This is a genomic window from Luteimonas sp. GW821-FHT14E02, from assembly GCF_058803905.1.
This window is the reverse complement of the sequence record NZ_JBXAPK010000005.1, coordinates 203,127-222,416: the sequence shown is the minus strand read 5'-3', so window position 1 is coordinate 222,416 and position 19,290 is coordinate 203,127. Positions and strand designations below refer to the sequence as shown.

Genomic DNA, 19,290 nt, shown 5'->3' with positions numbered 1-19,290 from the left:
TGAGCGCTGTCAGTTTTTCTTCTGCTGCTGTTCGATGCGCCGGATGCGGAGCAGGATGCGTTCGGACAGCTTGCGGTTCACGGCGATCAGGTCGGCGATCAGTCCCATCATCAGGAACAGCACGCCCACGATCACGCACAGGGCGCTGAAGATCACGGACTGGATGTGGCCTTCGCCCTGGCCCACCAGATAGAAATAGACGAAGCGTCCGCCGGAAAGCAGGCCGGCGAGCAGGCTGAGCGCTCCCACCCAGACGAAAAGCATCAGCGGGCGGTAAATGATGAAGACGCGCACGATCGTGCCCAGCGATCTGCGCACGTAACTGCGGATGCTTTTCACCAGGCGCGAAGGGCGCAGGTCGGGATTGGTGCGAATCGGGACCGAGACGACGGAGAGATCGCTCAATCCGGCCTGGATGATCGTTTCAAGCGTGTAGGTATAGGAGTTGAAGACGTTGAGACGCATTGCCGTCTCGCGGGAGATGGCGCGGAAACCGCTGGGTGCGTCTTCCACCTTCGTCTTGCTCGCCACGCGCACCGCCCAGCTTCCCAGGCGCTGCAATCGTTTCTTGATCCAGGAAAAGTGCTCGGTCTCATCGATGGGTCTTGCGCCGATGACCATGTCGGCTTGCCGGCTGACGATCGGTGCGGTGAGCAGCGGGATGTCGTCGGCGTTGTACTGGTTGTCGGCGTCGGTGTTGACGATCACATCGGCGCCGAGCTGCAGACAGGCATCAAGCCCGGTCATGAACGCGACCGCCAGCCCCCGGTTGATCTGGTGGCGGACGACATGATGCACGCCCAGTTTCCGGGCGAGCTCGGCGGTGCCGTCGGTCGAGCCGTCGTCGATCACCAGCCATTCAACGGTGTCAAAACCCTCGACCGTGCGGGGGAGGGCATTGATCGCGATTGCCAGGGTCTCTACCTCGTTAAGGCAGGGAATCTGGATGATGAGCTTCATATCGGATTTCCTGAAACCAACGCGATGCGCGGCCTCATTCGGCCGCGCGCGTCTTACCTCATTGAACGGTCAAGCTGCCTTGCGTGTCGCAGGCGGCAGGGCCGCGACGACCCGGCTGCAGAAGCGAGACCGTATACGTGCCTGGATCGATTCCTTCCAGACGCACACTCACATTGAAACCAGCGTTGCCGACATCGGCCTTGCCGAGCGCCTTGGCGACGTCCGGTCGCGGCACCGACGTCGAACCCTTGACGGCATAAACCTTCGTTCCCGAAAGCACCACGGCCAATGATGAAGGGCCACGGCCATTTTCATCGATGATCCAGCCCGAGAAAGTAACCGGCGAATTCACGGGAGCGGTTGCCGTCGCGCCTTGGCGATTGATGGTATCGAGGAAGCAGGTCTTCACCTTTTGCAGTGAAGCGGTATCGATGTCGGTCAGGGCGGCGAAGCTTGTCCCGATCGATGCAGGCAATTCCGCAGGTGCCGCCGCCGTGGAGGCGGGCGGTGTTTCTGCCTCGGGTGCTGCATTTTCAGGCTGCTCTTTGCTGCAGGCGCTGATGCCGATAATCGAGGCAGCGGTCAGAATGTAAAGTGATTTGCGGGACATGGTCGGAGAATTGGGTGGGAAAACTGCGTCATCTTCATGTATTTCCGCCCGAAAGAGAATCCCCATCCCGGGCTTCATGCCTTTTATTTGCCGTCGCCATATGCCATGGCGGCGCTGCCCGGCGCGGGTCTAGGAAATCGCCTGCCGTAGCGGTGATGCGCAGGATTAAGTGCCAGAAGCACGGCATGCGATGGTGATAAGACGCCACTGAACCAGGCAGTAAGCACGGTTCCATACGATTCCCGGCCCGGCAGGGGTTCATGGCGGACTCGTTGGTGGAATCGGTTTCTGCAGCGAGCGCAGCATCCATGTGCCGAGCACGAAATGGACGAAATCGCCAAGCGTGGTGACGATGCGGAGCAGGGCGATCGCCGCGATGCCACCAGCACCCGAGGTGACGCCGGCAAGCAGCGCGACGAGGACGCCTTCGCGAACACCAAGCCCCGCGGGTGCTCCGGGAACGAGCAGTCCGATCACCCAGGCGGCCGCGAATGCGCCACAAAGCGCGGGAAACGGAAAACCACTTTGCGGGGAAACGGCATGGGTCAGCAGCGTGAAGCTCAAGCCCAGCGACAGGAAGCTGACGAGAAATACGCCATAGGCATACAGCAGTTTCCTGGGGGAGAGATGGAATCCGGCGATGCTGCCGGTATCGAGTCCTCGCTTGTGCTGCAGATAGGAGACGACGCGAGGCAGCAGCACGAATGCCAACAGGGCGCCGATCGTCGCGATGCCGAGCAGCAGTGCCTTCGATCCCATCGGCAGCCAGCGTTCCAGGGCGGGTGCGGACCGCAAGGCCAGGAATACGACCGTGATGTGGACGCCGACAAGCAGCGCGATCACATTCTCGTAGATCAGCGAAAGCGCCAGCTTCGGAACGTCACCACCGAAATTGCGCGCGACCGCGACCCTGCCGATGTGCTGGGCGACGTTGCCGGGCAGGTATTTCGCGAATTGCGTGGTGGCGATGACCGCGTAGGCCGTGGGCACGGGCAGGCGGACGTGCATGTCCTGCAGAATCCAGCGCCAGATCATGGTGGCGAATGGAATCTGGGCCAGATACAACAACAGGGCGCCCAACACGAGCGCCATGGATTTCCATGAGAGCAGCCCGCTCAGGTCGACGCTGCTCCACGCCGCGGCCGCCTGCCGAAAGAAGTAATAACCGGCGGCGACGGCGACCAGCAGACCGAGCAGCCGAACAGCCTTCTTCATGTGGCTTTCGCGACCACCAGATATCCGTTGCCGATGTCGGCTGACAGGAACGGCCTTTGCGCCCATTCGGCGCTGGTGATGGCCAGTTTGCCGAGAGGGCTCTTGAACAAGGGGAACCACTTCATCATGTGCCGACGATCGATTCCGCTTCGGCTGGAATTGGCGTGCTTGCCTTCCGGCGTGTCGTCGACATCAGGATTCACTTCGGGCGCGTATTGGGCTGCCCTGACTTTTTCAGCAACGTTTGCAAGCGGGAAGCCATAGCATTCCACGGTCTCTGCCTCGAACCCGGCTTTCCGCAGCAGTTCGATCATCGGCGCGCGTTCGTATCTGCGGAAATGTCCCGCCCACACGTCGGAAGGATTCCATTTCGCCATGTGCGCGGGTACGGACAGCAGCAGGGTGCCGCCGGTCGACATCCAGCTGCGCCATGTTTGCAGGGCTTCCAGATCATGCTCGATATGTTCGAGCACCTCGAAGGCCATCAATACGGGGAAACGTTTCTCCCAATTGGTTTCCGGAGATTCCAGGAACCGGATGTCGCGGCCCGCGCCGCGCGCGAGACTGTTGGCCAGATCGCGCGCTTCGGGAGACATTTCCAGCGCGGTGCACCGGAATCCGAGCGCATCGAGCTCGTGCAGCAAGGCGCCCGCGCCGCATCCGATTTCCAGTACCTCGCTGGGCTGGAGCTTGCGAATGTGCTTCAGAACCCGTGCGCGCCGCAGCAGGTACCGGGGGGCGGGCACCCATCCGGCTTCCGGTGCGGCTGGGCCGATTATTCCGTAGTTTTTCATGTCGGGCTCCAGACTCTTTGAGTGATGCTGATGCTGCGGTTCTGAAAATTCCGGAACCGCTCGATGATTCCAAGCGATGTCCGGGTCCTGCATTTTAGGTGGTGCCGACGGTCGGTTGCAGAATCGCGAGCAACTGCCTGCCCACCGCCATTTCGTCGAAATTACTCGGGTAATCGTTTTCCACGCGTGTTTCCTGCGCGTGGGCGCGCTGATATTCGGCAAAACGCACGATCGCATCGGCCAGCGCGCGCGCGTCGCCCGCGGTCACGAGTTGAATCATGGGCGAAGGTGTCGAGACGAGTTCGCGGATGGCCGCGGAGTCGCGCGTGATGAGCGGTTTGCGCATCGCGAGCGTCTGGAACACCTTGTTGGGGATCACGCTGGCGGCTTTGTCGGAGGTGCCGAAAATGCCAAGGCACACATCGGCCGCGGCGATGTGTTCGAGCAATACCGGATATTCGGCCCATTCGATCCAGCGCAAACGCGGGAGTGGGTGCCGGTCGAGCATGCCGCGCACCTTGGAGGCTTCCTGGCCTGTGCCGATCAACAGCCAATCGATCGGATGATCGCGCAATTGCGATGCGGCCTCCACGATGGTGGGAATTCCATGCAGCGGAATGAACTGGCCGTAGAAAAGCACTTGCAGCGCATCGGCGCGCCTTGGTGGAGCGTCCTTGTCCCGATCCGCGCGGAAGATCTCGCCCTCAACGCCGACCCAGACCGCGCCGCATGCGCCTTGGCGAAGGCCGAACACCTGTTCCATGCGCGTGGCATGGGTTTTCGTGTCCATGAAAACCCGGTCGGCCAGCCGGACCGCGAGCCATTCGATCGCACGCAGCATCCACGCCAAGGGATGCCGGCGACCGACCATGCGCCGATCCAGCACCACGGTGTCGTAGGCGGACAGGAACCAGTCCATCGCGACCCGCGTGCCGCGCAGCCAGGCAAACAGCCGGATTGCGAAGATGTCGACGACGGCCGGGTATCCGAGCAGAACCCAATCGTGCGGCGGCAGCCGCAGATAACGCCAGGCCAGCCGCGGATAGGAAATCAGGATGTGTCCGAGCAGTCGAATCCAGCGGAATGCGCCACGGACCTGACTCTTGTCCCGGATTCCGCTCCAGATGTCGGTATGGCACTCGATGACCTCGACACCGTTCGCGCGCAGCCCGTCTCGCAGGATGCGCACGCGCGGCTTGCTCAGGTCGCACGTCCCCCAGAGGACGACGCGCATGGCCGATGCCCGAGACTCATTCGCTGCGGTCAAAGCGCGGCTTCGAGCTCTGGCAACAGCTTGAACAGATCACCCACCAGGCCGATATCCGCGATCTCGAAGATCGGCGCCTCGCCGTCCTTGTTGATCGCGACGATGGTGCCGGCGTCCTTGATGCCGGTCAGGTGCTGGATCGCGCCGCTGATGCCGATGGCTACATACAGCTCCGGGGCGATGATCTTGCCGGTCTGGCCGACCTGCAGTTCGTTCGGCACGTAGCCGGCGTCGACCGCGGCGCGCGAGGCGCCGACGGCGGCGCCGAGCTTGTCGGCGAAGTCGTAGATGATCTTGAAGTTCTCCGCCGAACCGACGCCGCGACCGCCGGAGACCACGCGCTTGGCGCTTTGCAGGTCCGGGCGATCCGACTTGCCGGCGGCAAGGCCGACGTAGCGGGTGTGGCTTGGCAGCGTGGCTTCGACCGAGGCCGCTTCGACCGTCGCGCTGCCGCCCTTAGCAGCTTCGGGCCAGGAAGCGGTGCGCACGGTCGCGACCACGGTGTGATCGGCCGGAGCTTCGACGGTGATGATGGCGTTGCCGGCGTAGATCGGACGCTTGAAGGTGTGGCTGCCTTCCACGGCCATGACGTCGGAGACCTGGGCCACGCCGAGCAGGGCGGCGACGCAGGGCATCAGGTCCTTGCCGAAGGTGGTGCTGGGGCCGAAGACGTGGCTGTAGCCGGCCTTGGCGAGCGCGGCGATCTGCGGTGCCAGCACCTGCGCGATCGCGTTGGCGTTGGCGGCGTTGGCGATCGTCAGCACCTTGGCGACGCCGGCGATCTGCGCGGCTTCGGCGGCGACGGCGGCCGGGTCGGCGGCCAGCACGACGACATCGATGGAATCCGGATTCAGCGCCTGCGCCGCGGACACGCACTTGGCGGTGGCGGCATTGAGCTTGCCGTCGAGGTATTCGGCAACGATGAGAACCTTGCTCATTACAGCAACCCCTTCTGCTTGAGTGCGGCGACCAGTTCGGCCGCATCCTTGACCATGACGCCCTTGCTGCGCTTCGGCGGCGGGGCGAAGTGGGTGGTCTTGAGCGTGTCGCCGGCGTCGACGCCGAGGTCCGCGAAGGCGATCGTCTCCAGCGGCTTGCTCTTGGCCTTCATGATGTCGGGCAGCTTGATGAAGCGCGGCTCGTTCAGACGCAGGTCCGTGGTGACCACGGCCGGCAGGTCGACTTCGAGCGTTTCCAGGCCGGCGTCGACTTCGCGGATGACCGTGGCCTTGCCGGCGGCGACCTCAAGCTTGGAGGCGAAGGTGGCCTGCGGACGGCCCCAGAGCGTGGCGAGCATCTGGCCGGTCTGGCTGGCGTCGTCGTCGATGGCCTGCTTGCCGAGGATGACCAGGTCCGGCTGCTCCTTCTCGATCAGCTTCAGGAAGGTGCGGGCGGCGGTCAGCGGCTGGATGGGCTGGTCCGCGACCACGTGGATGGCGCGATTGGCGCCCATGGCCAGGCCGTTGCGCAGGTGCGCCTGGGCGTCGGCGGGGGCGATGGTGGCGACCACGACCTCGGTGGCGATGCCCTTGTCGCGCAGGCGCAGGGCTTCTTCCAGGGCGATTTCGTCGAAAGGATTGGCCGAGAGCTTGACGCCGTCGGTGACCACGCCGGAACCATCCGGCTTGACCTGGATGCGGACGTTGTAGTCCACCACGCGCTTGTAGGCGACGAGGATCTTCATCGTGCAGGGAATCCTAGCTGGGGGGAGACGCCGAACCGCGACGGCAGGTCCGGGGTGAAGGCTGTCCAGTTTACCGGGCGAGGGGCCCGGGTGCGACTTAAACCGGGGACCGGACGCCCGGGCCGATCGGCGTATGGATCGACATCGTCTTCACCGGAACACCCTGAACCAATGGCCGATGCTTCCCCGACATGAGGCGACGCTAGAATGCCGCCCTCCCCCCGATCGGAGCTCATCGAGATGGCCGAAGCCAATGTCGCGGCGCGTGACGCCGGCGGCGCGAAGAACAAGGTCGTCGCCGACGCCCGCCAGGCCCTCGACGGTCTCGTGGCGGACAACCAGACCCTCGCGGTGGGCGGGTTCGGCCTGTGCGGCATCCCGGAGGCATTGATCGCCGCCCTGCGCGACAGCGGTGCGAAGGGGCTGACGGTGATCTCCAACAACGCCGGCGTCGACGGTTTCGGCCTCGGCCTGCTGCTGGAGACGCGGCAGATCAAGAAGATGATTTCCTCCTACGTCGGCGAGAACAAGGAATTCGAGCGCCAGTACCTGTCCGGCGAACTCGAACTCGAGTTCAACCCGCAGGGCACCCTGGCCGAGCGCCTGCGCGCCGGCGGCGCGGGGATTCCCGCCTTCTTCACCGCCACCGGCTACGGCACGGTGGTGGCCGAGGGCAAGGAGACGCGCGAGTTCGGCGGCAAGCACTACGTGCTGGAAACGGCGCTGATCGCCGATGTCTCGCTGGTGAAGGCGTGGAAGGCGGACAAGGCCGGCAATCTGGTGTTCCGCAAGACCGCGCGCAATTTCAATCCCGCCTGCGCGATGGCCGGCAAGGTCTGCGTCGCGGAGGTGGAGGAGGTCGTGGAGATCGGCGCGATCGATCCCGACCACGTGCATCTGCCCGGCATCTACGTCGATCGCATCGTGCACAACCCGACCCCCGAGAAACGCATCGAACAGCGCACCGTGCGTGCGGCAGGAGCGAAGTAATGGCCTGGACCCGCGACGAAATGGCCCAGCGCGCCGCCCGCGAACTCACCGACGGCGCCTACGTGAACCTTGGCATCGGCCTGCCGACGCTGGTGGCGAACCACATTCCCGATGGTGTCGACGTCTGGCTGCAGTCGGAGAACGGCCTGCTCGGCATCGGCCCGTTCCCGACCGAGGACGAAGTCGACGCCGACCTCATCAACGCCGGCAAGCAGACCGTTACCGCGCGGTTGGGTGCGAGCTACTTCGGCAGCCACGATTCCTTCGCGATGATCCGCGGCGGGCACATCGATCTTGCGATCCTCGGCGCCATGCAGGTCACCGAACGGGGCGATCTCGCCAACTGGATGGTGCCGGGCAAGATGGTCAAGGGCATGGGCGGCGCGATGGATCTTGTGGCGGGTGTCAAGCGCGTTGTTGTACTGATGGAACATACCGCCAAGAACGGCGAGCACAAGATCCTGTCCGAGTGCACGCTGCCGCTGACCGGTGTTGGCGTGGTGGATCGCATCATCACGGAACTGGCTGTGTTCGACGTCACCAGGGACGGGCTCGCGCTGTTGGAAATGGCGCCGGGCGTCACGGTCGAGGAACTGCGCGGCAAGACTGGCGTCACGTTTGCTGCAGCCGCCTGAACGGCCGAGCGCGCTGAACCGTCGGGCGGTTTGGAACATATTCATTTTCGCCGCCGCCTCGATGCGGCCTTGGCGCCGCTTTCCACGTATGCTGTCGGGCGCCATCGGGCTCTAGAGACAGGAAACGAACAGATATGCGCAACCATCTTGCCGGAGCGATCGTGCTCGGACTCGGCCTGTTGGCCGGATGCTCTTCCGAATCACAGACGAACGGTCAGGCTACAGTCTCCGCCGCGCGCGCGCCGGGTGCGCAGCTGCCGGCACTCGCGACGATCCGCGCCTCGGCGAAGAGCTTTGCTTCGCTGCCCGATCGCGGCGAACTGCTGTCCTACGACAACATGCTGAACGTGAAGCGCCGCGGCGCATTCACCGAGTATCCGGTCTCGATCAGTGAAGCGCATGCGCTCAGCGCGATGGCCTCGGGCGAGATGGTGGTCAACACGCCGAACGGCGAGCGGGTGCGGCTGAAGTACGACCATTACGAAGAATATCCCGACGGCAACTGGTCGTGGATCGGACGCGACGAGAATGGCCGCAGCGCGGTGATCACTTTCGGTGATCAGGCCGTATTTGGCACGATCCCGCAGAGCAACGGCCAGGCGTTGCGCCTGTCGACGTTGAACGGCCATGCCTGGGTGGTGTCCACGGACAGCGTCAAGCTCTCGAAGGTGCCGACCAACGGACGCCCGGAAGTGCTGGTGCCGCCGACGGCCGCGATGATCGCAAGCGGTCTCGTCTCGGGCAGTGGCACGTCCAAGCTGACGGCGCAGGCGGAGGCACAGGCCAGCCCAGCGGGCAACATCGACATCGTGATCGGATACAGCCAGGGCCTCGTCGACAAGTACGGGTCGAGTGGCGTGGGCACGCTGTTGAACAGCATCGTCGCGCTTACGAACACGGCTTACAGCAACAGCGGCGTCACCATGCGCCTGCGGCCGGTGAAATACCTGCTGGTGAACTACCCCGACAACAGCGACAACGGCGCGGCGCTGGAGAAGCTGTCCGGCTACAACGCCAGCGGCCCGATCGAAGTGGACCCGGCGTTCAAGCCGCTGCGCGATGCGCGTGAGGAATTCGGCGGCGACATCGTCTCCTTCGTGCGCCGCTTCGAGGCGCCGGACAACAACGGCTGCGGCATTGCCTGGATGATCGGCGCCCATGTCTCGGGCGATCCCGCGCCGGGCATCACCACCGCGGACGCGCCGTTCGGCTATTCCGTCGTCAGCTACGGCGACGATCTGAACGGCGGGCAGAGCTTCTACTGCATCGACGAATCGCTGGCGCACGAGACCGGCCACAACCTTGGCCAGGCGCACGACAAGGACAACAGCAAGGCCTCGGACGGCCGGCTGATCTATGGCGTGCACGATTATTCGTTCGGTTACCGCGAAGCGACGGCGAACGGATTCCACACGGTCATGGCCTATCCGCTGGCCGATGCCGGCAGCGTGCAGGGCGTGATCGACTATTTCGCGAATCCGGCGGTGAAGTACCAGACCAAGCCCACCGGCGTCGCGGATCAGTCGGACAACGTCCGCAGCATGAACCAGACGATGCCGATCGTGGCGCAGTTCCGCGCGACGAAGGTGCCGATCACCACCGATCTTCTGGACTTCTACGCCATCAAGAAGATGGGAACCACGAAGACCGAGGTGCATGCGCTGACGGCGGCCAGCAACTTCAAGACGTTCTCGCTCCACCTGTCGACGGCGCTGGGCAAATCCGGCACCGACGGACAGTGGGTGTTCCGCTTCGCCGACTACAACGGCGACAGCAAGTACGACCTCTTCGCCATCAACAAGGTCGGTGCTTCCGGGAAGACGGAAGTGCATATCCTGGATGGATCGAAGAATTTCAGCACGTTCCTCACGCATCGTTCCACGCTGTTGCAGACGACCGGTCGCGACAACCGCTGGGAGTTCCTGCTGGGCGACTACAATCGCGATGGCAAGCTTGATCTCTATGCCATCGACAGGACGGGTTCTTCGGGCAAGACGGAAGTCCATGTCCTGAGCGGCGCCACGAACTTCACGACCTTCCTGACGCACCTCGCGACGTCGTTGCCGTCGTCCGGGACGGACTACGGCTGGCACTTCGAACTTGGCGACTACAACGGCGACAAGCTGCTCGATCTGTACGCGATCAACAAGAATGGCGCCTCGGGCAAGGTCGAGATGCAGGTCCTGAGCGGTTCGGCCAATTTCAGGCAGACCCTGTTCCAGAAGTCGCTCCCGTTGGCTGCCAGCAGCGGCAGCACCAACAACTGGGAATACGAACTCGGCGACTTCAATCGTGACGGCACGCTGGATCTGTACGCGATCGCCAAGGCCGGCTCGTCCGGCAAGACGGAGGTCCATGTCCTGAGCGGTGTGAGCGATTTCCAGACCTTCCTGACGCACCTGGCGACCGCGCTTGGCAGCACCGGCACCGATGCGTCCTGGGACTTCGGCCTGGTGCCCGTGGCGCAGCCGTCGAGCTGACGGTTCGATCCACCGCGATGTTCCGTGGGCGTTGCGCCCACGGAATCAGTCGCCAAAAAACAAAAGGCGGCGATACGCAGTTCTGCGATCGCCGCCTTTCTTTTTTCCGCGTCAGAGATTCTGGTAGTTCGGCCCCGATCCGCCTTCCGGCGTGACCCAGTTGATGATCTCGTAGGGGTCCTTGATGTCGCAGGTCTTGCAGTGCACGCAGTTGGCGGCGTTGATCTGCAAGCGCTTGCCTGACCGGCCGTCATCGAGGACGTCATCCACGATTTCGTAGACGGCGGCGGGGCAGAAGCGGGTGCAGGGATTGCCGTATTCCTCGGTGCAGCGGGTGACGCAGATCGAGGTGTCGGCCACGCGCAGATGGACCGGCTGGTCCTCGTCGTGCTCGGTGGCGGCGAAATACACGCCGGCGAGCCGGTCGCGCGGCGCCAGGGTGCGGTCGACGTAGTCGCGTTTCGGTTTTTCGGCCTCGCCGAGTTTCTGCAGCGACGACCAGTCGGGCTTGTTCTTCAGCGTCCACGGCGAGAGGCCGCCGGTGACGGTTTCCCAGGCGGCGTTGAGCATGCCGAACCAGAGCCCGCGCTTGAAGCCGGGCTTCACGTTGCGCACCTTCTTCAGTTCCGCCATCGCCTCGGACGCGCGCAGCTTGGCGTCGAATCCTTCGCTGCTCAGCGACTGCGCCAGGTGTTCGGCGGCGAGCATGCCGCTGCGGATCGCCTGGTGCGTACCCTTGACCTTGGGCACGTTGAGCAGGCCGGCGGTGTCGCCGATCAGCAAGGCGCCTGGCATTTCCGTCTTCGGCAGCGATTGCCAGCCGCCGGTGACGATGGCGCGCGCGCCCGCCGAGACGAGGTTGCCGCCTTCCAGAAGCGGCTTGACCATCGGGTGGTTCTTCCACTGCTGGAAGGCCTCCCATGGCTTGTAGTCCGGGTCGCGGTAATCGAGGCCGCTGACGTAGCCGAGCGCGATGCGGCCCTTGTCCAGGTGGTACAGGAAGCTGCCGCCGTAGGTGTGGCTGTCGGCCGGCCAGCCGAAACTGTGCACGATCTTGCCCGGGCTGACGCGATCCTCCGGCACCTGCCACAGCTCCTTGATGCCGATCGAATAGCCCTGCGGATCGCTGTCGGCATCGAGCTTGAAGCGCTTGATCAGCCGCTTGGTGAGGTGGCCGCGCGCGCCCTCGGCGAGCACCGTGACCTTGGCGTGGATGTCGATGCCGGGCGTGTAGCCGGGCTTGTGCGATCCGTCCTTGGCGATGCCCATGTCGCCGATGCGCACGCCGATCACCTTGCCGTCGGCGTCGTGCAGGGTCTCGGCGGCGGCGAAGCCCGGATAAATCTCCACGCCCAGCGCCTCGGCCTGCGGCGCCAGCCATGCGCACATCGCGCCGAGGCTGACGATCACGTTGCCCTTGTTGTGCATGCCCGGCGGCACCGGCAGCTTGCGGCCGCCGGTCTTGCTGAGCAGCCAGAACTCGTCCTCCGTGGCCGGCACGCAGATCGGCGGCGGATTGCTGCGCCAGTCCGGCAGCAGTGCGTCGAGCGGACCGGTCTCGATGACCGCGCCGGAGAGGATGTGCGCGCCGATGGTGCTGGCCTTCTCGATCACGCATACCGACAGTTCGGGATTGAGCTGCTTCAGCCGGATCGCGAACGACAGCCCGGCCGGGCCGGCGCCGACGGCGACGACGTCGTATTCCATGACGTCGCGTTCGACGGTCGGTGCGCCGTTCTGGTGATCTGCGGTGCTGCTGGGTTCGCTCATGTTCGCGGCCTGGCTCGGTGTGGGTGCGCTGCGTGGAAAGTCTGGACATCGAATCACGCCGTCGGCGTGAAATCGAGCCGCTGCGTCCATGCGGCGAGGTGCGCAGGCCCATGCGGAGGCGACTGCATACTGCCGCGTATGCGGGATATTCTCGCGGGTTGCCGCGCGTGCGGCAAATCGGCACGATCCGGCGATGGAAGGCGCCATCACCCTCGATCTGCCCGGCGCCGATGTGCGCCTGTATCGCGGCTGGCTGCCCGAGGCGGAGGCCGACGCACTGTTCCATACGCTGCGCGCGGAAATTTCCTGGCGCGTGCATCGCATCCGATTGTTCGGACGCGAGGTCGATTCGCCGCGATTGAGCTGCTGGATCGGCGATCCGGAGGCGGTCTACACCTATTCCGGGACGCGTTTCGAACCCATGCCTTGGCCGCAGGCGTTGCAGTCCGTGCGCGAGCGGCTGACGCGGACACTCGCGCATCCGTTCAACAGCGTGCTCGCCAATCTCTATCGCGATGGCCGAGATGCGATGGGCTGGCACAGCGACGCCGAGCCTGAACTCGGGCCACAGCCGGTGATCGCGTCGCTATCGCTCGGCGCCGCGCGCCGCTTCGCGCTGAAGCACCGCCACGATCCCGCCATGAAGCACGCGATCGAGCTTCCGCACGGCAGCCTGCTGGTGATGGCGGGGCAGACGCAGAAGAACTATCGGCATGCCTTGCCGCGCACGGCGCGGCCGTTGGGCGAGCGGATCAATCTGACGTTCCGTCAGATCCAGTGCTGACTGGCCCCTCGCGCGAACCGCGCGGATAAGCCAGATTTCATCATGGCAATCGCGCGAACATGCGATCGGCGTACAGGCGTATCTCGTCGCAGAGGTGGAGATTGCGCAACCATGTTGGCGGAATCGCACCGACGCCATAATGTGCGCCGGCCAATTGTCCGGCGATCGCTGCGGTGGTGTCGGCGTCATCGCCGAGATTCGCAGCCGACAGGATGGTTTCTTCGAAACTCTCGCTGTTGGCGAAACACCACAGCGCTGCTTCCAGGGAGGCAACGCAGTAGCCGGATCCGCGAATGTCGTCGCGCGTTTTAGCCAGATGCGCGCCTTGCGCGAGAGATCCCACACTGTCTGTCAGTACATTCGGGTAGGGCTGGGAGAGCACCTCTGACTTCGACAGGCCATTCAATGCCAGTGCGAGCCGATGTCCGAGCAGGCGGCAACAATCGACCGCTTCATCGGCGCCATGCGTGGTGCGAGAACTCTCGGCGCAGAACCCGTCGATGTCCGTGGCACTGGAAAAATAAAAGAGAACGACAGGGGCAAGGCGCATCAGGGAGCCATTGCCGGCCGTTGACGGGTCCGTGGAACCGGCATAGGGATCGCCAGTTTCGAGAAAGCGCGTCAGGGCTGCGCGCACCGTATTGCCGATGTCGAAACACTCGCCGGTCGAACTCAAATACCCCCATCGCCACCAGTTCGCATAGCGAGCCATCTGGTCGCGGGCATCAAATCCATCGCGATAAAGGAGGCTTTCCGCCAGGCAGAGCGCCATCGACGTGTCGTCTGTCCAACACCCGGCGGGCAGAGCGAATGGGCCGCCACCGATCATGTCGGTGAGCGGCGCGAAGCTGCCGCGCGGTTTGAACTCGACTGACGTGCCGACGGCATCTCCGCAGGCCAGTCCGAGCAGACATCCGGCGTACCGATCGCGCAGGGAGGGCGTCACGCCGTTCCCCGGCGGTGATGGTTACGACTTTGTCGCCGCCGCATTGCCGGTCTGCAGCGTCCAGCGCGCGATGTCGCCGCCGACGCGTTCCAGGCTGCGCGAGAAGGCTTCCACCACTTGAGGAACCTCCTTGCTCGCCGCCGGTTCGGCGTGACGGAAGGTCTGCGCGCCGACCACGCTCTGGTCGCTGCTGCGCAGCAGCTTGGCATTGATCTCGATGGTGGCCGAAGGCATGGCGCCGCCGGCGTAGTCGGCTTCGAAACGGCGCATGTCGAGGACCAGCTTGTAGTCGGCGGCGATGCCGGTGGCCTGGCGCGCGACCGCGGCGATGCGGCCGGAATCCTCCAGCGCGCGGATGATCGTGTCCTCCACCATGTCGCTCGGCAGCTTGGCCCAGGCGGCGCCCTTGTAGACCTGCACTTCGTCGGGCGTGGGACGCACGGCGATGCGGAAGCTGTCGATCATGCGCGCCGCGGTGGGCGGGCTCAGCGACAGTTGCCATTTCACGTTCGGCCATGCGGCATCGGGCGCGACGCGCGGATCGAGCGCGTACAGCGTCGATTGCGCGCGCTCGCCGCCGGCGTTGAGCAAGGCGCAACCGCTCAGCGTCGTGCAGGCCAGAGCAAGCGCCACAGTGGCCGCGTGCATGCGCATCCGCGGCTTCGGGAAGCGAAACAGGGTTTCCGGCGTCTTCATTTCGGCTCGAACTCCTTGGGTGCGTCGCGTCCCAGCAGATAGCGTGCCGGGCTGGCATCGAGGCGGTCGCTGATGCGGCGCAGGTCGCGGATCAGTGTGCGTAGTTCGCCCAGCGTCGGCCCCAGTTGCGACAGGCCGTCGTTGGCGAAGCTGCTGATGGCGGCGCGGTTCTCGTTGAGGATCTTGTCGGCGCCGCCGGCCGCGGAATCGAGCCGGTTGAGCGTGCTGTCGAGCTTGGTGATCAGCGCGGGCAGCTTCTTCACCAGCTCGCGATCGAGATCGGAAATGGCGCGATTGGTGCCGTCGAGCGTGGTGTTCAACTGCTCGGTGGCCTTGCGCGCGTTGACGATCAGCGCGCCCAGGTCCTCGCGCCGTTCGGACACGGAGCCGGTCATCGTTTCGATGTGGTCGAGTGTCCTGGAAACGCGCGCGACGTTTTCATCGCTCAGCATCGTGTCCAGCCGCTCGAACAGCCGGTTGGCGGTGTCGGCGATGTTCTGCAGCGCAGACGGCTGGGTGAGGATGATCGGCACGTCGTGGCCGGGCATTTCGCGCAGCGGCGGGCTGCGTGGATCGCCGCCGGTGAGCTGGATGATCGGTGGGCCGGTGACGCTGGTCAGCGACAGCTTGGCGCGCGTGTCGGTCTTGATCGGCGCCGATGCCTGCAGCTTCAGGCGCGCCACCACCGCGCGTGGATCGTTTGGCGCCAGTTGCAGGTTGTCGACCGTGCCGATGGCGATGCCGTTGTACTGCACGCTGCTGCCCTGGGTGAGGCCGGTGACGGGCTCGTGGAAGACCACGTCGTACTCGCGCCAGCTTTTTTCCGAGGAGTACTTCGCCGCCCACAGGCCGAAGCCGAGCAGGAACAGCGACACCAGGATGGTGAACGCGCCGATCAGGACGTAGTTGGCTTTTGTTTCCATGACGGGCCTTCTCAGAGCTCTCTCGTGGCGGCGGCCTTGGCGTCGCGCGCTGCGCGCCCGCGTGGGCCGTTGAAATATTCCTGCACCCAGGGATGGTCGAGACGCTCCAGTTCCGCGACCGGGCCGACAGCGATCACACGCCTGTCTGCCAGCACCGCGATGCGGTCGCAGATAGCGTACAAGGTGTCGAGATCGTGGGTGATCAGGAAAACGGTCAATCCAAGGGCTTGTTGCAAGGTGCGGATCAGATGGTCGAAGGCGGCCGCGCCGATCGGGTCGAGGCCGGCCGTGGGTTCGTCGAGGAACAGCAGCGGCGGGTCCATCGCCAGCGCGCGCGCCAGGCCCGCGCGCTTGCGCATGCCGCCGGAGAGCTGCGAGGGCAGCTTGTCGATCGCATCGGCGGGCAGGCCGGCGAGTTTCACCTTCAGCAGCGCGAGTTCGTAATGCCAGCTGTCGGGCAACTGGCCGTGGTATTCCTTGAGCGGCACCTGCACGTTTTCGCCGACCGTCAGCGACGAGAACAGCGCGCCGTCCTGGAACAGCACGCCGGTGTTGCGCTCGATGTGCCGGCGGATCTTGCTGTCGTCGGCGCGCGCGTCGACGCCGAGCACTTCGATCTGGCCGGCATCGGGATGGCGCAGGCCGAGGATCGAACGCATCAGCACCGATTTGCCGGTGCCCGAGCCGCCGACGACGCCGAGGATCTCGCCGCGCCGGACATCGAGATCGAGATCCTCGTGCACGGTCTGCTCGCCGAAACGGTTGACCAGGCCGCGCACGCGGATGATCGGCGCGTCGTCCGCGGCGGGTGTCTGCTTCGTGGGCATGCTCGGATCGGTCATCGTCACCAGTCCATGTGCATGAACCAGATCGCCGCCAGCGCGTCGATCACGATCACCAGCGAAATCGTCTGCACCACGCTGGAGGTGGTGCGTTCGCCCACCGATTGCGCGGTGCCTTCCACCTGCAGGCCTTCCAGGCAGCCGATCAGGCCGATCACGATGGCGAAGATCGGCGCTTTCGACATCCCGACCAGCACGTGGCGCAGTTCGATGGTGTCGTGCATGCGGGCGTAGTAGGCCTGCGGCGGGATGTCGAGGCTGAAGGCGCCGACCGAGATGCCGCCCAGCAGGCCCGCGATCATCGCGATGAAGGTGAGCAGCGGCAGCATGATCAGCAGCGCGAGCACGCGCGGGATCACCAGCAGGTCGATCGGGTCGAGGCCGAGCGTGCGGATCGCGTCGACTTCCTCGCGGCTCACCATCGCGCCGATCTGCGCGGTGAAGGCGCTGGCGGTGCGGCCGGCGAGCAGGATCGCGGTGAGCAGCACGCCGAACTCGCGCAGGAAGGCGATGTTGACCAGTTCCACCACCAGGATCGTGGCGCCGAAGTTGGCGAGGATGGTGGCGCCGAGGAAGGCGATGACGGCGCCCACCAGATACGACAGCAGGGCCACCAGCGGCACCGCGTCCAGGCCGACCTGTTCCATGTGATGCACGGTGGCGGTCAGGCGCAGCCGGCGCGGCTGCACGAGGACGCGGCCGAGCTTGACCAGGTTCTCGCCGAGGAAGCTGACGAGCGCGATGATCTCGTCCCAGTTGCCGCTGACGGCACGGCCAAGCCGCGCCAGTGCCGCGGCGACACCGTATTCGCGCTTGCGCTTGGGACGCTCGTCGGCGACGTCCTCGATCGCGGCGACCAGGGCGTGATGGTCCTCGCGGAAGGTGAAAGCGCCGTAATCGAGCCCGCAGCGGCCCGCGAACCGCAGCAGCTGCAGCACTCCGGCCGAATCCAGCCGTTCGACGGCGCTAGCATCCACCGACGTCACTTCGCCGGCCTGCTTGCTGCGCAGGACCTCGGCCACGTGCTCGGCCGTGTCGAGGGTCCAGTGCCCGCCCAGGCGCAGGCGGCCGTCATCGTTGGGATCGACGGAGATGCTGGGAGTTTGGGGCGCGGCGACACTCATTCGAAGGAATGGAAGAGGCGTTGTGGGCGAGCCGGCAAGGGCGCTGCCGGCGGAGGATACAGACTAACCAATGCCGAAGGCCGGGGTTTTATGAACGCATCATGCCCCGCGACCCGTTGGCGTGGCCCTGGAGCGGCCAAATCCCGTGGGCGGGCGATGCCCGGACCGTAGAATGCGCAGCGCGCGACGGTGCGCCTGCATTGCCGCCTTCCCTCCGCCGGGTTCTTCCCGGCAATATCGCTTCCCTTGTCCCGCTCCATGCGCCAGGCCTTTCCCACGACCATCGGCTACGCCGCCCGCATCGCCTTCGTGGCCGAGCTGGCCGAGCGCCTGCACAGCTACGGCACCACCGCGCAGCGTCTGGAGGGCGCGATCGTGGCGGTGGCGCAGACGCTGGGGCTGGAGTGCGAGCCCTGGGTGAACCCGACCGGCATGATCCTGGCCTTCAGCGATCCGAGCCGCCCGCCGGGCGACAGCGACACCACGCGCGTGATCCGCGTCCCGCCCGGCGAAACCGATCTCTACAAGCTGTGCGAGGCCGATCGCATCGCCGAGGACGTGATGGCCGGCAGGATTGGCCTCGCCGAAGGGCATGCGGCGCTGCGCGCGCTCGATCGCCCGCCGGGCTGGCGCGGCGTGGCCCTGCGGGTGTTGGGATTCGGCCTGTCCTCGGCCAGCGTGGCCGGCTTGCTGCGCCTGCCCTGGCTCGACATCGCCACGGCCGGACTGATCGGCGTGCTGGTCGGTTTGATCGAATGGCTCTCGCCGCGACGCCCGCGCCTGCGCGAGGCCAGCGACGCGCTCGCCGCGATGATCGCGGCCACCGTCGCGGTCGCCGTCGCCAGCTTCGTCGGGCCGCTCAATCTCAATACCGTGGTGATCGCATCGCTGATCGTGCTCATGCCCGGCATGGCGCTGACCAATGCGGTGAACGAACTCACCAGCCAGCATCTGGTCTCGGGCACCTCGCGCTTCGCCGGCGCGGTGAGCACGATGCTCAAGCTGACCGTCGGCACCATGATTGCGATGACCGTGGCGCAGATGCTCGACATCGCGCCGCAGGTGCGCGCGTCGCGTCCGCAGCCGGATTGGGTGGAGTGGGGCGCGTTGCTGTCGGCGTCGTTCGCCTTCGCGGTGCTCTTCCGTGCCAATCGCCGCGATTATCCGGTGGTGATGTTGTCGGCGGCCTCGGGGTATCTGATTTCGCGTCTGGCTGGCGAGGCGTGGGGCAGTCCGGTCGGGATTTTCCTGTCGGCGATGCTGTTGACCGCGGCCGGCAACGGTTATGCGCGCTGGATCAAGCGTCCGGGCGCGGTGGTGCGCGTGCCCGGCATCATCCTGCTGGTGCCCGGCAGCACCAGCGTGCGCAGCCTGCTGACGTCGGTGCAGCAGCAGGATCTCGCGGCAGGGCAGGAAGCCGCGCTGACCGTGCTCAATATCCTGTTGGCGTTGGTGGCGGGATTGCTGTTTGGCAATCTGCTGTTGCCGGCGCGGCGGAATCTGTAAGCGGATTCATTTCGCGAAACCAAAATAAAAAACGCCGGCATGCGCCGGCGTTTCTTTTTGTTGC

18 protein-coding genes are annotated in these 19,290 nt (G+C 65.2%); 5 read left to right on the top strand and 13 right to left on the bottom strand.

All coding sequences use genetic code 11. The annotated features are described in order from the left end of the window. Nucleotides 1–9 precede the first annotated feature (9 nt). From AC1RNP_RS10405 to AC1RNP_RS10375, 7 genes are all read right to left on the bottom strand, one after another. Complete coding sequence (locus AC1RNP_RS10405) at nt 10–960, bottom strand: glycosyltransferase family 2 protein (protein WP_493051178.1); 951 nt, start codon at nt 958–960, stop codon at nt 10–12. A gap of 58 nt (nt 961–1,018) precedes the next feature. Continuing rightward, a complete protein-coding gene (locus AC1RNP_RS10400; protein ID WP_493051177.1) occupies nt 1,019–1,570 on the bottom strand; it encodes a hypothetical protein in 552 nt (183 codons plus the stop codon). Between the two features lie 258 nt (nt 1,571–1,828). Continuing rightward, nucleotides 1,829–2,785 (bottom strand): lysylphosphatidylglycerol synthase domain-containing protein, encoded by a 957-nt coding sequence (locus AC1RNP_RS10395; RefSeq protein WP_493051176.1) that lies wholly within the window; start codon nt 2,783–2,785, stop codon nt 1,829–1,831. Further along, nucleotides 2,782–3,579 (bottom strand): class I SAM-dependent methyltransferase, encoded by a 798-nt coding sequence (locus AC1RNP_RS10390; protein WP_493051175.1) that lies wholly within the window; start codon nt 3,577–3,579, stop codon nt 2,782–2,784. The genes AC1RNP_RS10395 and AC1RNP_RS10390 overlap by 4 nt, the downstream gene beginning before the upstream one ends. 94 nt (nt 3,580–3,673) lie before the next feature. After that, nucleotides 3,674–4,813 (bottom strand): glycosyltransferase, encoded by a 1,140-nt coding sequence (locus tag AC1RNP_RS10385; RefSeq protein ID WP_493051174.1) that lies wholly within the window; start codon nt 4,811–4,813, stop codon nt 3,674–3,676. Between the two features lie 29 nt (nt 4,814–4,842). Continuing rightward, on the bottom strand, nt 4,843–5,784 hold the full coding sequence (locus AC1RNP_RS10380; RefSeq protein ID WP_493051173.1) for an electron transfer flavoprotein subunit alpha/FixB family protein: 942 nt from the start codon (nt 5,782–5,784) through the stop codon (nt 4,843–4,845). Then, complete coding sequence (locus tag AC1RNP_RS10375; protein WP_226467846.1) at nt 5,784–6,530, bottom strand: electron transfer flavoprotein subunit beta/FixA family protein; 747 nt, start codon at nt 6,528–6,530, stop codon at nt 5,784–5,786. Before AC1RNP_RS10375 ends, AC1RNP_RS10380 begins: the two co-directional genes overlap by 1 nt. A gap of 240 nt (nt 6,531–6,770) precedes the next feature. Between AC1RNP_RS10375 and AC1RNP_RS10370 the strand changes: the two genes are divergently transcribed. The 3 genes from AC1RNP_RS10370 to AC1RNP_RS10360 all read left to right on the top strand — a co-directional run bounded on the left by AC1RNP_RS10370 (nt 6,771) and on the right by AC1RNP_RS10360 (nt 10,635). After that, entirely contained in the window at nt 6,771–7,520 is a 750-nt protein-coding gene (locus AC1RNP_RS10370; protein WP_493051172.1) for a CoA transferase subunit A, read from the top strand. Next, complete coding sequence (locus AC1RNP_RS10365) at nt 7,520–8,155, top strand: CoA transferase subunit B (protein ID WP_493051171.1); 636 nt, start codon at nt 7,520–7,522, stop codon at nt 8,153–8,155. The genes AC1RNP_RS10370 and AC1RNP_RS10365 overlap by 1 nt, the downstream gene beginning before the upstream one ends. Before the next feature lie 134 nt (nt 8,156–8,289). After that, complete coding sequence (locus tag AC1RNP_RS10360; protein WP_493051170.1) at nt 8,290–10,635, top strand: FG-GAP-like repeat-containing protein; 2,346 nt, start codon at nt 8,290–8,292, stop codon at nt 10,633–10,635. Between the two features lie 111 nt (nt 10,636–10,746). Here the strand turns inward: AC1RNP_RS10360 and AC1RNP_RS10355 are convergent, their stop codons facing one another. After that, nucleotides 10,747–12,405 carry an electron transfer flavoprotein-ubiquinone oxidoreductase gene (locus AC1RNP_RS10355; RefSeq protein WP_493051169.1) on the bottom strand — a complete coding sequence of 553 codons (1,659 nt, stop codon included), beginning with the start codon at nt 12,403–12,405 and terminating at the stop codon, nt 10,747–10,749. 193 nt (nt 12,406–12,598) lie between these two features. Here AC1RNP_RS10355 and AC1RNP_RS10350 point away from each other — a divergent pair, with 193 nt between their 5' ends. Next, nucleotides 12,599–13,189 (top strand): alpha-ketoglutarate-dependent dioxygenase AlkB family protein, encoded by a 591-nt coding sequence (locus AC1RNP_RS10350; protein ID WP_493051168.1) that lies wholly within the window; start codon nt 12,599–12,601, stop codon nt 13,187–13,189. Between the two features lie 40 nt (nt 13,190–13,229). Here AC1RNP_RS10350 and AC1RNP_RS10345 read toward each other — a convergent pair whose 3' ends face one another. Genes AC1RNP_RS10345 through AC1RNP_RS10325 form a run of 5 tightly spaced genes read right to left on the bottom strand, consistent with a single transcriptional unit; the run spans nt 13,230 to nt 17,720 of the window. Next, nucleotides 13,230–14,135: an ADP-ribosylglycohydrolase family protein gene (locus AC1RNP_RS10345; protein ID WP_493051167.1), complete on the bottom strand. Its 906-nt coding sequence runs from the start codon at nt 14,133–14,135 to the stop codon at nt 13,230–13,232. 21 nt (nt 14,136–14,156) lie between these two features. Further along, nucleotides 14,157–14,783, bottom strand: coding sequence for an ABC-type transport auxiliary lipoprotein family protein (locus tag AC1RNP_RS10340; protein ID WP_493051300.1), 627 nt, complete (start codon nt 14,781–14,783; stop codon nt 14,157–14,159). A gap of 44 nt (nt 14,784–14,827) precedes the next feature. Continuing rightward, nucleotides 14,828–15,754: an MlaD family protein gene (locus AC1RNP_RS10335; protein ID WP_493051166.1), complete on the bottom strand. Its 927-nt coding sequence runs from the start codon at nt 15,752–15,754 to the stop codon at nt 14,828–14,830. An 11-nt stretch (nt 15,755–15,765) separates the two neighbouring features. Next, nucleotides 15,766–16,596, bottom strand: coding sequence for an ABC transporter ATP-binding protein (locus AC1RNP_RS10330; RefSeq protein WP_493051165.1), 831 nt, complete (start codon nt 16,594–16,596; stop codon nt 15,766–15,768). 2 nt (nt 16,597–16,598) lie between these two features. Beyond that, complete coding sequence (locus AC1RNP_RS10325) at nt 16,599–17,720, bottom strand: ABC transporter permease (protein WP_493051164.1); 1,122 nt, start codon at nt 17,718–17,720, stop codon at nt 16,599–16,601. 258 nt (nt 17,721–17,978) lie between these two features. Between AC1RNP_RS10325 and AC1RNP_RS10320 the strand changes: the two genes are divergently transcribed. Further along, nucleotides 17,979–19,226, top strand: a complete 1,248-nt coding sequence (locus tag AC1RNP_RS10320) for a threonine/serine exporter family protein (protein ID WP_493051163.1) — start codon at nt 17,979–17,981, stop codon at nt 19,224–19,226. Nucleotides 19,227–19,290: the final 64 nt, after the last annotated feature.

What these genes read in the sequence shown, in the direction of transcription:
- AC1RNP_RS10360 (WP_493051170.1), top strand. Translation starts at nt 8,290, where the DNA reads ATGCGCAACCATCTTGCCGGAGCGATCGTGCTCGGACTCGGCCTGTTG.
- AC1RNP_RS10385 (WP_493051174.1), bottom strand. Translation starts at nt 4,813, where the DNA reads ATGCGCGTCGTCCTCTGGGGGACGTGCGACCTGAGCAAGCCGCGCGTG.
- AC1RNP_RS10325 (WP_493051164.1), bottom strand. Translation starts at nt 17,720, where the DNA reads ATGAGTGTCGCCGCGCCCCAAACTCCCAGCATCTCCGTCGATCCCAAC.
- AC1RNP_RS10355 (WP_493051169.1), bottom strand. Translation starts at nt 12,405, where the DNA reads ATGAGCGAACCCAGCAGCACCGCAGATCACCAGAACGGCGCACCGACC.
- AC1RNP_RS10380 (WP_493051173.1), bottom strand. Translation starts at nt 5,784, where the DNA reads ATGAGCAAGGTTCTCATCGTTGCCGAATACCTCGACGGCAAGCTCAAT.
- AC1RNP_RS10335 (WP_493051166.1), bottom strand. Translation starts at nt 15,754, where the DNA reads ATGGAAACAAAAGCCAACTACGTCCTGATCGGCGCGTTCACCATCCTG.
- AC1RNP_RS10375 (WP_226467846.1), bottom strand. Translation starts at nt 6,530, where the DNA reads ATGAAGATCCTCGTCGCCTACAAGCGCGTGGTGGACTACAACGTCCGC.
- AC1RNP_RS10365 (WP_493051171.1), top strand. Translation starts at nt 7,520, where the DNA reads ATGGCCTGGACCCGCGACGAAATGGCCCAGCGCGCCGCCCGCGAACTC.
- AC1RNP_RS10395 (WP_493051176.1), bottom strand. Translation starts at nt 2,785, where the DNA reads ATGAAGAAGGCTGTTCGGCTGCTCGGTCTGCTGGTCGCCGTCGCCGCC.
- AC1RNP_RS10330 (WP_493051165.1), bottom strand. Translation starts at nt 16,596, where the DNA reads ATGACCGATCCGAGCATGCCCACGAAGCAGACACCCGCCGCGGACGAC.
- AC1RNP_RS10405 (WP_493051178.1), bottom strand. Translation starts at nt 960, where the DNA reads ATGAAGCTCATCATCCAGATTCCCTGCCTTAACGAGGTAGAGACCCTG.
- AC1RNP_RS10400 (WP_493051177.1), bottom strand. Translation starts at nt 1,570, where the DNA reads ATGTCCCGCAAATCACTTTACATTCTGACCGCTGCCTCGATTATCGGC.
- AC1RNP_RS10340 (WP_493051300.1), bottom strand. Translation starts at nt 14,783, where the DNA reads ATGCACGCGGCCACTGTGGCGCTTGCTCTGGCCTGCACGACGCTGAGC.
- AC1RNP_RS10370 (WP_493051172.1), top strand. Translation starts at nt 6,771, where the DNA reads ATGGCCGAAGCCAATGTCGCGGCGCGTGACGCCGGCGGCGCGAAGAAC.
- AC1RNP_RS10350 (WP_493051168.1), top strand. Translation starts at nt 12,599, where the DNA reads ATGGAAGGCGCCATCACCCTCGATCTGCCCGGCGCCGATGTGCGCCTG.
- AC1RNP_RS10320 (WP_493051163.1), top strand. Translation starts at nt 17,979, where the DNA reads ATGCGCCAGGCCTTTCCCACGACCATCGGCTACGCCGCCCGCATCGCC.
- AC1RNP_RS10390 (WP_493051175.1), bottom strand. Translation starts at nt 3,579, where the DNA reads ATGAAAAACTACGGAATAATCGGCCCAGCCGCACCGGAAGCCGGATGG.